Annotated in this window: 9 protein-coding genes; 5 read left to right on the top strand and 4 right to left on the bottom strand. The window is 60.1% G+C overall.

Annotated features, from left to right (window positions below; genetic code table 11):
* Positions 1–963, bottom strand: a complete 963-nt coding sequence (locus tag F3I47_RS06565) for a chemotaxis protein (RefSeq protein WP_009091860.1) — start codon at positions 961–963, stop codon at positions 1–3.
* Between the two features lie 167 nt (positions 964–1,130).
* Here F3I47_RS06565 and F3I47_RS06560 point away from each other — a divergent pair, with 167 nt between their 5' ends.
* Positions 1,131–1,523 (top strand): YgiW/YdeI family stress tolerance OB fold protein, encoded by a 393-nt coding sequence (locus F3I47_RS06560; protein ID WP_009091859.1) that lies wholly within the window; start codon positions 1,131–1,133, stop codon positions 1,521–1,523.
* Between the two features lie 33 nt (positions 1,524–1,556).
* Here F3I47_RS06560 and dbpA read toward each other — a convergent pair whose 3' ends face one another.
* The 3 genes from dbpA to F3I47_RS06540 form a co-directional block, all read right to left on the bottom strand.
* Positions 1,557–2,939, bottom strand: a complete 1,383-nt coding sequence (gene dbpA, locus F3I47_RS06555) for an ATP-dependent RNA helicase DbpA (RefSeq protein ID WP_046101317.1) — start codon at positions 2,937–2,939, stop codon at positions 1,557–1,559.
* A gap of 1,618 nt (positions 2,940–4,557) precedes the next feature.
* Positions 4,558–5,946 carry an amidohydrolase gene (locus tag F3I47_RS06545; RefSeq protein ID WP_150029333.1) on the bottom strand — a complete coding sequence of 463 codons (1,389 nt, stop codon included), beginning with the start codon at positions 5,944–5,946 and terminating at the stop codon, positions 4,558–4,560.
* A gap of 89 nt (positions 5,947–6,035) precedes the next feature.
* Positions 6,036–6,896 carry a LysR family transcriptional regulator gene (locus tag F3I47_RS06540; RefSeq protein ID WP_150029334.1) on the bottom strand — a complete coding sequence of 287 codons (861 nt, stop codon included), beginning with the start codon at positions 6,894–6,896 and terminating at the stop codon, positions 6,036–6,038.
* 87 nt (positions 6,897–6,983) lie between these two features.
* Between F3I47_RS06540 and F3I47_RS06535 the strand changes: the two genes are divergently transcribed.
* From F3I47_RS06535 to lldD, 4 genes are all read left to right on the top strand, one after another.
* Positions 6,984–8,153 (top strand): cyanate transporter, encoded by a 1,170-nt coding sequence (locus F3I47_RS06535; protein ID WP_150029335.1) that lies wholly within the window; start codon positions 6,984–6,986, stop codon positions 8,151–8,153.
* Positions 8,154–8,362: 209 nt separating this feature from the next.
* The gene (lldP, locus tag F3I47_RS06530; protein WP_150029336.1) at positions 8,363–10,018 is read left to right on the top strand and encodes an L-lactate permease; all 1,656 of its coding nucleotides are present in this window, start codon (positions 8,363–8,365) and stop codon (positions 10,016–10,018) included.
* Entirely contained in the window at positions 10,015–10,788 is a 774-nt protein-coding gene (gene lldR, locus F3I47_RS06525; RefSeq protein ID WP_009091846.1) for a transcriptional regulator LldR, read from the top strand. Before lldP ends, lldR begins: the two co-directional genes overlap by 4 nt.
* Positions 10,788–11,975 carry an FMN-dependent L-lactate dehydrogenase LldD gene (lldD, locus tag F3I47_RS06520; RefSeq protein ID WP_150029337.1) on the top strand — a complete coding sequence of 396 codons (1,188 nt, stop codon included), beginning with the start codon at positions 10,788–10,790 and terminating at the stop codon, positions 11,973–11,975. Before lldR ends, lldD begins: the two co-directional genes overlap by 1 nt.
* The last annotated feature ends 11 nt before the right edge of the window (positions 11,976–11,986 follow it).

Below are 11,986 nucleotides of genomic sequence, written 5' to 3'. Positions count from 1 at the left end.
TTAGCGGGCCGCGTCGAGAACGTTGAAAATCACGTCTGACAGTTCGTTCAGCTCAAACTTCGCCACGTAGCCATCGGCACCGACTTTGCGCACGTGATCTTCGTTGGCGCTGCCGGAGAGGGAGGAGTGAATCACCACCGGCAGATACTTCAGAATCGGGTCACGCTTGATGTTGCGGGTCAGCGTAAAGCCATCCATTTCCGGCATCTCCAGATCGGTCAGCACCAGAGCAATTTTGTCATGGATCGACTCGCCTGCTGCCTGCGCGTCCTGGCTCATCTGCTTAATTTTTTCCCAGGCTTCCAGGCCAGTGTTATACATCAGCGCCGGGATGCCCATACTCTTCAGGCCCTGTTCCAGCAGCTGACGCGCCACTTTGGAATCCTCTGCCACAATCGCAACGGCGCCGGGGCGATAGTTGAACGTGCGTGGTCGCGCCGCTTCTGGCTCAACGCCGCGCACCGACGGAATGATGTCATACAGGATTTGCTCAACGTCCAGCACCATCGCCAGCTCATTGCTCTGCTTGTCACTGTCCAGACAGGCGATACTGGTGATGTTGCGACCGCCGATACCCGCTTCCGCGGTGTGAACCTGGCTCCAGTCGAGACGCACGATGTTTTCAACGGACTCAACGGCAAACGCCTGAGTGTTGCGGGCATACTCGGTCACCAGCAGCAGGTTAAGGCCGGTTTCCGGCACACAACCGGCCACAGCAGGCAGGTCGATGACCGGAATGAACTGACCCCGAATACTCGCCATCCCCAGCAGCGGCGACCGCATGCCAGCGGCTTTGGTGATGGCCGGCATCGGCACAATTTCACGCAGCTTGAAGACGTTAATGCCAAACAGCTCGGACTTGCCTTTCAGCTGATCGGAACCTAAGCGAAAAAGCAGCAGCTCAAACTTGTTCGATAACGCGAGGTTCGCTCTTTCATCAATCTCTTTTTGAAAATTATCCATGGTTGCCTCTGCGTTAACGCAGCTGGTGAAATAGGGTGTGTAAAGGTTATCGGCAGCAAACGGAAAAAGGTGAGAAGAGAAGGGTGAAATAAAACGATCGCCAATTAATGTGCCAGGCTTAACCCTGAAGGTTCAACATGGACACCTTTCCAATAAAGGAGTGTGAAATGAAAAAAGTGATTTTAGCGTCATTGCTGGTGATGGTGAGCGCGGGCGTTGCAGCGGAAGAGGGTGGATACAAAGCGGGCGAAACGCCACCGCCACAGCACAAGCAGGATGCGGGCTATAAAGGCTCTGAGGATACCGGTCAGACGCATATCGATCAGATCCGCGACTTCCGTCAGGGCGGTTACGTGACGCTGGAAGGCTACATCGTGAAGAAAGAGCAGGGTGAACGTTATCAGTTCCGCGACAACACCGGGACGTTACCGATTATCGCGCCGAAGAAAACCTTTGATGGTAAGACCTACACTGCGGAAGACAAAGTGCGGGTCAGCGGCAAGGTGCAGGGGAAAGGGGATAAGACCACGCTGCACGTGACCCAAATCGAAGAGCCGTAATAAAAACGGGCGAGGTTATCCTCGCCCGTTTTTTCAATCCTTCAGCAGAATCGCCCGGCAGGTTTTGCCTTTGATTTTGCCCTGCTTGAGTTTCACCAGCGCGCCTTTTGCCTGACTGGCTTCAATTGCCACGTAGGCATGGGTCGGCGTCAGCACAATCTTCCCAATCTGCTCCGCGCGATACCCCGCCTCACCGGTCAGTGCCCCCAGAATGTCGCCTGGACGAATCTTGGCTTTACGACCGCCATCAATGCAGAGCGTCATCATGGCCGCAGGCAGCGGTTTGCTGCTGCCTTTTTTCAGCGTGCTGGCCGCGATCCACGGCAGTTTCTGCTGCAGGAAATCTTCCAGCGCATGGGCGCGAGCCATCTCATCGGGTGCTACCAGGCTGACCGCAACGCCATGCTCACCGGCGCGTGCCGTGCGCCCGATGCGATGCAGGTGGACTTCAGGGTCCCAGGCGAGCTGATAGTTGACGACCATCGCCAGTGATTTGATGTCGAGTCCGCGTGCGGCGACGTCGGTAGCAACCAGGACACGACCGCTGCCGTTAGCGAAGCGGATCAGGACGCGTTCGCGGTCGCGCTGTTCGAGATCGCCATGCAGCGGCAGGGCGCTGATGTCGCGTGCGTTGAGCGCCGCGGCAACATCGTCGCATTCACGTTTGGTGTTACAGAAGACCACACAGGAAGCGGGCTGATGATCGCTGAGCAGGGCAATCAGTAAGCCCAGTTTTTCATTGTGGCTCGCTTCAAAGAACTGCTGGTCAATAGCGGGCAGTTCGCTGACATCTTCTGTCACCACGCTGAGCGCGTCGCGCTGGAAGCGGGTGCTGATAGCCGTGATGCCGTCAGGCCAGGTCGCGGAGAAGAGCAGGGTCTGGCGTGACGCGGGGGTGGCTTCAATGATCGTTTCCATATCATTCAGGAAGCCCATCTCCAGCATCCGATCTGCTTCATCAAGCACCAGCGTATTGAGCTGGTCGAGCTTGAGGTTTTCACGATGGATGTGGTCGAGGATACGGCCTGGCGTGCCAACCACGATATGCGGCGGATGCACCAGGGAGTCGCGCTGTGCGCTCATCGGCTGTCCGCCACACAGGGTGAGGACTTTGATGTTGCGGGTGAAGCGCGCCAGCTGGCGCAGCACGTTGCCTACCTGATCCGCCAGTTCACGGGTCGGACAGAGGATCAGTGCCTGAGTCTGAAAGCGGGTGCTGTCGATATGGTGCAGTAAGCCGATACCAAACGCAGCCGTTTTACCGCTGCCGGTTTTTGCCTGCGCGCGCACGTCGCGTCCCTGCAGAATGGCGGGCAGCGTGGCGGCCTGGACCGGCGTCATGCTGGTGTAGCCCATCTCGCGCAGGTTATCGAGCTGGCTGTCGGGAAGCGAATTGAGGGTAGAAAAAGCGGTCACGGGCGCGGCCTCTGAGGCTGAAAGTGTAGGGCATGATTGCGGGGCAAGTCTGGCAGAAAGCACGCCAGACGGCAACGGGAACCTCGATGGTTAGCAGGGTGAATCTATCCCTGCCGTATCGCTTAGGAATAGACTGAAGTTTGCCTGAAAATGGTGGTTTTTTTTAATTAATTGGCCGGCGCCGAAGGGGACTAATCAAAAAAGGGTATTTCATGAGGCCAGCCATAGGTTTATAAGCTGCCGTTTTTAAAAATTTATTTCATTGTTAATCAGATAAATCCTTTGTCATGACTCCAGTAATAGAATTAATCATTAAAAAATATCACTCCTGGTGCCGATAAAAATCCTGAGCTAATTGCTTTATATTTAGCGCGCCATATTCCTGGTACAACGACCGGTAGAGGGTATTTGCATTGAGTAATAGCATCCAGGGACCACATGAAAATGTGCTTAAAATAGTAGGCCGCGCCGTACTGACACTTCACGTTCATGGAGAGAGCTTATCTGCGGATAAGATCGCTTCGATGATCGGGTGTTATGCGGAAGATGAGCCCTGTGATCAGGAAGATCGTCGCTTATACGCGCTGGCAATGGAATTAATGTCGAATCAACAATGGGCCAAAAGCGCGTAACACGCACTCCGCTCAGGTAAATGCAGAGCCTCCCCTGTGGAGGCTCTGTCGTTTCTGGGATGCGTATGTCCGGCAGTCGCTTCCCGTTTCAGGACTGTTGCTGCTGATAAACCGTGGGCACCGGAAATCTATCAGCGATAAATAAGCTTAAAGCGCAGGGAAGCCAGTCAGAAGAGGAAAGCGTCCCGCGCCAGGGACAAAAACGCCGGGAGCGTTTTTGAACAACGCAATGCGTTGGCCCGTTTACGGGCGCACCTCATGGATGAGGTGCGTAATCGCGCGGGCCGAGCGGCCAGGGATTGGCTTAAGCGCCTTTCCGATCTGACTGGCTTCCCTGAGCAGGCTCGATCCATTTCACGATACCACTCAGCTTCCACTCAGAGCAGGCTTCAGGGAGCATACGCCCTCCGCAAAGACGCAAAACCGCCATCCCAGGCAGGCTCAGCGCGGGCCATCCCTGGCCCGCTATGCTTTGCTACAGGCATATGCTCCCTTCGCTTTACGTCCGGCAGTCGCATCAGTTACTGACATTGACGGCAAGATCACAGGCAGGATGATTGTGGCTGCAATGATGAAGTATAAGGCGCAGGGAACAGGGTCAGAAGAGGAAAGCGTCCCGCGCCAGGGACAAAAACTCCGGGAGCGTTTTTGAACAACGCAATGCGTTGGCCCGTAAACGGGCGGGCCGAGCGGCCAGGGATTGGCTTAAGCGCCTTTCCGATCTGACTGGCTTCCCTGAGCAGACTGGATCCATTTCACGATACCACTCACCTTCCTCTCAGAGCAGGCTTCAGGGAGCATATGCCCTCCGCAAAGACGCAAAACCGCCATCCCTGGCAGGCTCAGCGCGGGCCATTCCTGGCCCGCTATGCTTTGCTACAGGCGTATGCTCCCTTCGCTTTAAGTCCGGCAGTCGCGTCCCTGAGCAGGCTCGCTCTCTCCGCTATGACTAAGCAGGCTCAGCGCGAGGCATCCGCCCTGCGATTTCAGGCAGATGACAGCGCAAACACGGGTTTACCGCGCGAGAAGGTCGCGACTACCGGTGAAATCCGTGCCACAGCTTCGGCGGAGCAGCTGGCGGCTACCAGCATCATGCTCGCATCATCGCCTGGTTGCGGCCACTGTCTCTCGCCCTGAGCCGAAAGCGGGAGCCGATCGTCGGTGGCAATCCCCAGCGCCCGCGACAGCGAAAACTCATCTGAGCCGCGATAGAGCTGGGCATAGAGATTCGCTTTTTCCAGCATGCTGCCGGTGCCAAAGGGTGACCAGTGATCGATAACGCTGTCGGTGCCGGTCATGACTTTTACGCCCGCCGCCTGCAGCTGCGGAATCGGCATGGTCAGTTTGCCGAGGGGAAGCGTTGAGGCTACGCTGAACTGCTGCTCTGCCAGCCCTTCAATCATTTTGTTCAGAGCGCTCCCCTCCAGCGTCGCCAGCGCAAAACCGTGGCTCAGCGTCACATTGCCTTTCAGCGCCGGGTTCCTGGCGACGGTGTCGATCATGTACTGGATCGCGGCCACGCCAGCCGGGGAGGTTTCATGCAGATGGATGTCAACGCCGCGCTGATAATCGAGTGCAATCCGGAACATCGCATCCAGTGACTTCTCCATCGCGCCATCCACGCTGGTAGGGTCCAGCCCGCCCACCTTTGCGACGCCGTGCTGCATCGCCTCGCGCATCAGGCCATCGACCTGCGAGTGCAGCAGGCCGTGCTGTGGAAACGCCACGATCTCGCAGTGAAAGTCGGGGTGCCGCGCCAGCGCCGCCTGCAGATGTTCCAGACTCTGCAGGCCGCTGACCGGATCGATATTGCAGTGGCTGCGGGCGCGGGTGGTGCCTTTGGCGTTCAGCAGGGCGATTAACGCTTCGGCGCGCGCCTGTGAGTGCGGCAGCAGTTGCGGAATCAGCACCTGCTCGCGGGCAATCATATCCATGATGGTTTTGCCCTGACGGGGACGGGGCGCCTGCCACGGGCCGCCATAAAAGGTCTTATCAAGGTGGATGTGCATATCCCGGGTGGCGGGCAGCAGCAGTGCATCCTGCGCATCCCATGACGGCAGAGTCGTATCACCCTGACCAGCGGGCGTCAGTCGATCAATGCTGCCGTCGCGCACGCTGATATCGTAACGGCCGGTGCGCGTGGCGACGATCTCATCCTCCTCACGGATAAACCCCTCCTCCAATCGCACATTGCGCAGCAGATAGCGATCCTGCTGAGGCAGCAGGGCGGGGGTGTCAGGGTGGGAGACGGAGGGGGCGGAAGTCGTCGCGGCACTGGCCGGGCCGAGACCCGCAGCGAGCAGGCCGCCTGCGGCGGTCCAGCGGACACCGTGTCCAAGAAAGTCACGGCGGCTCGATGAAGAGGAAACAGGCATAAAAACTCCAGTCAGGGGAACAGACCGTTAATCTGACAAAGGCGGGCTTACCCTGCTGCGCTATTTCTCACTGGTGACTATTCGATATTTCACTGCCAGCGCAGCTGACCGAACGCTGCCAGTGATTCCGCCAGCGCGCGCTGCAACGGATCCTGTGGATGACGGCAGAACAGCGCCAGTTCAAAAGTATCAATCACCGGCAGCCCCTGCTCACAGCCCAGCACCCGATGTCCGGGCAGGCGACAGCTGGCGGGCAACAGCGTCAGCCCCAGCCCCTGCGCACTGGCGGCGGCCAGCGCCACCAGACTGGCGCTGCTGTAACTGATGCGCCAGCTTCGGCCCAGCGCATCGAGCGTCTGACACACCTCATCGCGATAAAGCCCCTGCTGGGGAAACAGCACCAGCGGCACCGGCGTCTGTTCGAAGCAGGGCCACTCCGCGCTGTCGAGCCACAGCAGCGGTTCCGGCCGCGATGCCAGCGGACGATCGCCATAGGGCTGCTTAATCAGCATGATATCCAGCTCTTCACGCTGCCAGGCGCGCCTCAGCTCCACCTGCATGCCGCTCATCACATCCAGCCGCAGCTGAGGATGGGCGCGACTGAAGTGCGCCAGCAGACCGGCAGTGGGGGCGGCAAAATCTTCCGGTACCCCCAGCCGCAGCACGCCGTCGCGCCACTGATCGCTCAGGACATCGTGGGCTTCTCCGTTCAGCGCAATTATCCGTCGCGCATAGCCCAAAAGTTTCTCGCCCTCTTCGGTGATCTGCACCTGATGCGAGGAGCGAACCAGCAGCGCCTTTCCCACCATCTCCTCAAGGCGCCGCACCTGCTGGCTGACGGTGGACTGCGACAGGTGCACCCGGTCGGCCGCTCGGGTGAAGCTGGTGGTTTCGCACACGGCCACAAAACTGAGCAACTGCTGCGGGGTAAACATCGGCTGACGATTCATTTTTTCACTACCTGGCAGAGTAATATTTCATTTCCCAATAGTATCGGCTGCTGTCAGGCTGACAACTTTTAAACGTATGGATTGCCGATGAAGAGAGATAACGTTCTGCTGCTGGCGGCACTGGTGCTGGCCGGGCTGAATATGCGGCCGCTGATGACCTCCGTCAGCCCGCTGCTCGGCCAGTTACGCCAGAGCATTGGCCTGTCACCGCTGGCGGCGTCGCTGCTGCCAGCGCTGCCGATGATGATGATGGGCGCGATTGCCCTCGTCAGTGCGCCACTGATGCAGCGCTTTTCCGTGCGCAAACTGCTGCTGGGCGGGCTGCTGCTGTTGCTGCTGGCCCTGGCGAGCCGGCTGTTTGTGACGGAGGGGCGAGGACTGGTGCTGACGACCCTGCCGGGCGGTGCGGGCATCGGCATCGTGCAGATGGCGATGCCGGGAGTGATCCGCCAGCGCTTTGGCCAGCGCAGTGCCGGGGTCACCGGCCTGTGGGCCGCGGCGCTGATGGGCGGCGGCGGCATCGGTGCGGCAATCTCGCCGTGGCTGACCGGGCAGCTTGGCTGGCAGGGCGCGCTAAGCAGCTGGGCGCTGCCGGTGGTGCTGGCTATGCTGCTCTGGCTGTTTATCGCCAGCAGACCGTTCGCCCGCCAGGAGAGGGCAGCGCTGCCATCCCTCTGGCGTAAACCGCGCGCCTGGACCCTGGCGCTGAGTTTCGGCCTGGTGAACGGCGGTTATGCCATCTGTGTCGCCTGGCTGCCCGATTTCTATCACCAACTGGGCTGGCCTGCGCAGGCGGGCGGCTCACTGCTCGGCATGATGATCGGCTGTCAGGTGACCGGGGCGCTGCTGCTGCCTCTGCTGGCGCGGGGGCGCGATCGCCGTCCGCTGCTGCTGCTGACGCTGGCGATGCAGCTCAGCGGCATGCTTGGCTTCCTGTTTGCCCCGCAGCTGGCTCCCTGGCTCTGGGCGGGGATCGCGGGCGCAGGACTGGGCGGGGCGTTTCCGCTGGCGCTGGTACTGGCCCTGGATCATCTGGCGCAGCCGCAGGCGGGTGCACGGCTGGTCGCCTTTATGCAGGGCGTCGGCTTTATTATCGCGGGCAGTATGCCGTTTATTGCCGGGCAGTTGCACACGCTTACCGGCCACTTCACCAGCGTGTGGGTTCTGCAGGCGGCGGTTACGCTGCTGCTGATTGCGCTGAATCTGCGTTTCCATCCGCGCAGTTATCCGCACGCCTTTCCCGAAGAAAATCCCTGATTTTGGTCAGACCAATCGGCGCAATATTTTTCCCTGGTTCACACAACCAGAAAAATCGCGCAACTTTTGTTGCCTCAGGTTAACAATGCATTAACTATCTCCAGCCATAAGGCCCGCGAAAGCCGGATGTGGTCTGACCAATCCGGCGGGCTGAGGGAATGCAGCACAGCGACTGTGTTCCACCTCATCTTTCCTCTGGAGATAACGGCATGCAGATCTGGCAACAAAACTACGATCCGCTGGGCAACATCTGGCTTTCGAGCCTGGTCGCACTGATACCGATTCTGTTTTTCTTCTTTGCACTGATTAAACTTAAGATGAAGGGCTATCTGGCGGCCACCCTGACTGTGGTGCTGGCGCTGCTGGTGGCGCTGTTCCTCTATCGGATGCCGGTGGCACAGGCGCTGGCCGCCGTAGTGTATGGTTTTCTCTACGGCCTGTGGCCGATAGCCTGGATCATTGTCGCCGCCGTTTTCGTCTACAAAATTTCGGTTAAAACCGGCCAGTTCGATATTATCCGCGCCTCTATCCTGTCGATTACGCCCGATCAGCGCCTGCAGATGCTGATTGTCGGCTTCTCGTTCGGCGCTTTTCTGGAAGGGGCGGCGGGCTTTGGTGCACCCGTCGCGATTACCGCCGCGCTGCTGGTGGGGCTGGGCTTCAACCCGCTCTATGCCGCCGGGCTCTGCCTGATCGTGAATACCGCGCCGGTCGCCTTTGGCGCGATGGGAATTCCGATTATCGTGGCGGGGCAGGTCACCGGGCTGGATAGCTTCGCCATTGGCCAGATGGCCGGACGTCAGCTGCCGCTGCTGACCCTGATTGTGCTGTTCTGGATTATGGCAATTATGGATGGCTGGCGTGGGGTAAAAGAGACCTGGCCGGCAGTCATGGTGGCGGGCGGTTCCTTTGCTGTCGCCCAGTTTCTCAGCTCCAACTTTCTGGGGCCGGAGCTGCCTGACATTATCTCGTCGCTCGCCTCGCTGATCTCTCTGACGCTGTTTCTGCGGGTCTGGAAGCCGGTGCGCATCTTCCGCTTTGCTGATGCCGGGGCGAAGCAGGGTGACGCCCTGACGCCGCCGCAGACGTACCGGCTGGGCCAGATCGTTCGCGCCTGGATGCCGTTCCTGTTTCTCACCGCCACCGTAACGCTCTGGAGTATTCCGCCGTTTAAGGCGCTGTTCACCCAGGGCGGCGCGCTCTATGAGTGGGTGCTGAACATACCGGTTCCGCTGCTGAATGGGCTGGTGGCGCGGGTGCCGCCGGTGGTCAGCAGCGCCACGCCTTATCCGGCCCTCTATAAGCTCGATCTGATCTCCGCCACCGGCACCGCAATTCTGATCGCGGCGATTGCGGCGATGATCTTCCTGCGCATGAAGCCCAGGGCCGGATTGCAGACCTTCGCGGCCACGCTGAAGGAGCTGGCGCTGCCCATCTACTCTATCGGAATGGTGCTTGCCTTTGCCTTTATCTCCAACTACTCCGGCCTCTCCGCCACGCTGGCGCTGGCCCTCGCGCACACCGGTCACGCGTTTACCTTCTTCTCGCCGTTTCTGGGCTGGCTGGGCGTCTTCCTGACCGGATCGGACACCTCATCTAATGCGCTCTTCGCCGCCCTGCAGGCCACCACCGCGCAGCAGATTGGCGTCTCCGATGTCCTGCTGGTGGCGGCCAACACCACCGGCGGCGTGACCGGCAAGATGATCTCACCGCAGTCGATCGCCATCGCCTGTGCGGCGGTCGGGCTGGTGGGCAGAGAGTCCGACCTGTTCCGCTTTACCGTGAAACACAGCCTGATTTTCACCTGTATGGTCGGTCTCATTACCACGCTTCAGGCCTACGTTTTCCCCTGGATGATCCCATGACAAACCCGGCAGACCCGCTGGTGACGCGCCTGCGGGCGTACATCACCGACCATCAACTTGAGCCAGGCATGCGCCTGCCCGCCGAGCGACAGCTGTCGGCTGAACTCGGCGTTTCACGCTCCTCGCTGCGTGAGGCGATTCAGCAGCTGATCAGCAGCGGGATGCTGATCAGCCGGCGTGGCGGCGGAACCTGGCTCCGGCAGCAGCTGGCCCCCTGGTCGGAACAGCGCATCGTGGAGCCGATTCGCCAGCTGCTGCATGACGATCCCGACTACCGCTATGACATTCTGGAGGCGCGTCACGCCATTGAGGCCAGCACCGCCTGGCATGCGGCACTACGCGCCACCGACGCCGACAGAGAGCGGTTGCAATACGCCTTTGATGCCACGCTGAAGCTGAAGGAGAGTGACGATCCCGATCTCGCCGCCCAGGCCGATGTGCGTTTCCATCTGGCGATTGCCGAGGCGTCGCACAACCTGGTGCTGCTGCAGACCATGCGGGGCTTTTTTGAACTGCTGCAATCCTCGGTCATGCAGAGTCGTCAGCGGATGTATACCCAGCCTGCGATTTTTGCCCGCCTCACGGAACAGCATCAGGCGCTGCTCGACGCCATTCTCGCGGGCGACGCCGACGCCGCCCGCCAGGCGGCGATGCAGCACCTGGGGTTTGTTCACACCACCATGAAAAGCCTGCATGAAGATGAAGCGCGTCAGGCGCGCATCACCCGCTTACCGGATAACGACACACGCAACCCTAAGGAATCCGACTGATGATTATCTCAGCTGCCAGTGACTATCGCGCCGCCGCGCAACGTATCCTGCCGCCGTTCCTGTTCCACTATCTTGACGGCGGGGCCTATGCCGAACATACCCTGCGTCGCAATGTGGAGGATTTGTCGGACGTGGCGCTGCGCCAGCGTATTCTGAAGAACATGTCAGAACTGAGCCTGGAAACGACCCTGTTTAAGGAAACCCTGTCGATGCCGGTTGCGCTGGCGCCGGTAGGACTGTGTGGTATGTATGCCCGTCGGGGAGAGGTGCAGGCGGCGCGCGCGGCTGCCCTGAAAGGGATTCCGTTTACCCTCTCCACGGTTTCGGTCTGCCCGATTGAAGAGGTGGCACCGGCGATTAACCGCCCGATGTGGTTCCAGCTCTATGTGCTGCGCGACCGCGGCTTTATGCGCAACGCCCTGGAGCGCGCCAAAGCCGCGGGCTGCTCGACCCTAATCTTTACCGTCGATATGCCGACGCCGGGTGCCCGCTACCGCGATGCGCACTCCGGCATGAGCGGCCAGCACGCCGCGCTGCGGCGCTACTGGCAGGCGGTCACGCATCCGCAGTGGGCGCTGGATGTCGGCCTGCAGGGGCGTCCACACGATCTGGGCAATATCTCTGCCTATCTCGGCAAGCCGACCGGACTGGAAGATTATATCGGCTGGCTGGCGAACAACTTCGATCCCTCTATCTCCTGGCGCGATCTGGAGTGGATCCGTGAGTTCTGGGACGGGCCCATGGTGATCAAAGGGATTCTGGACCCGGAAGATGCGCGCGATGCGGTGCGCTTCGGGGCCGACGGGATTGTGGTGTCTAACCACGGCGGCCGTCAGCTGGATGGTGTGCTGTCGTCTGCGCGGGCGTTACCGGCGATTGCCGATGCCGTCAAAGGGGACCTTGCCATTCTGGCAGACAGCGGTATCCGCAACGGGCTGGATGTGGTGCGCATGATTGCGCTGGGCGCAGACAGCGTGCTGCTGGGACGCGCCTTTATCTATGCGCTGGCGACCCACGGTCAGCGCGGCGTGGAAAACCTGCTGAACCTGATTGAGAAGGAGATGCGCGTTGCCATGACCCTGACCGGCGCGAAGTCCATCGCGGATATCACGCGCGATTCGCTGGTGCAGGCCGGGGCGCTGCTGGAACCGCAGAGCGCCTCACCCCGTCCGCGCGCGGTGAGTTAAGCCTGCGAAAA

The organism is Pantoea sp. M_10, from assembly GCF_008631515.1.
Lineage (GTDB): Bacteria > Pseudomonadota > Gammaproteobacteria > Enterobacterales > Enterobacteriaceae > Pantoea > Pantoea anthophila.
The sequence above is the reverse complement of the archived record's forward strand: the minus strand, read 5'-3'. Positions and strand labels throughout refer to the sequence as shown.

Coding starts and splice junctions, on each gene's coding strand:
- F3I47_RS06565 (WP_009091860.1), bottom strand. CDS start 963: ATGGATAATTTTCAAAAAGAGATTGATGAAAGAGCGAACCTCGCGTTA.
- F3I47_RS06560 (WP_009091859.1), top strand. CDS start 1,131: ATGAAAAAAGTGATTTTAGCGTCATTGCTGGTGATGGTGAGCGCGGGC.
- F3I47_RS06545 (WP_150029333.1), bottom strand. CDS start 5,946: ATGCCTGTTTCCTCTTCATCGAGCCGCCGTGACTTTCTTGGACACGGT.
- F3I47_RS06540 (WP_150029334.1), bottom strand. CDS start 6,896: ATGAATCGTCAGCCGATGTTTACCCCGCAGCAGTTGCTCAGTTTTGTG.
- F3I47_RS06535 (WP_150029335.1), top strand. CDS start 6,984: ATGAAGAGAGATAACGTTCTGCTGCTGGCGGCACTGGTGCTGGCCGGG.
- lldP (WP_150029336.1), top strand. CDS start 8,363: ATGCAGATCTGGCAACAAAACTACGATCCGCTGGGCAACATCTGGCTT.
- lldR (WP_009091846.1), top strand. CDS start 10,015: ATGACAAACCCGGCAGACCCGCTGGTGACGCGCCTGCGGGCGTACATC.
- lldD (WP_150029337.1), top strand. CDS start 10,788: ATGATTATCTCAGCTGCCAGTGACTATCGCGCCGCCGCGCAACGTATC.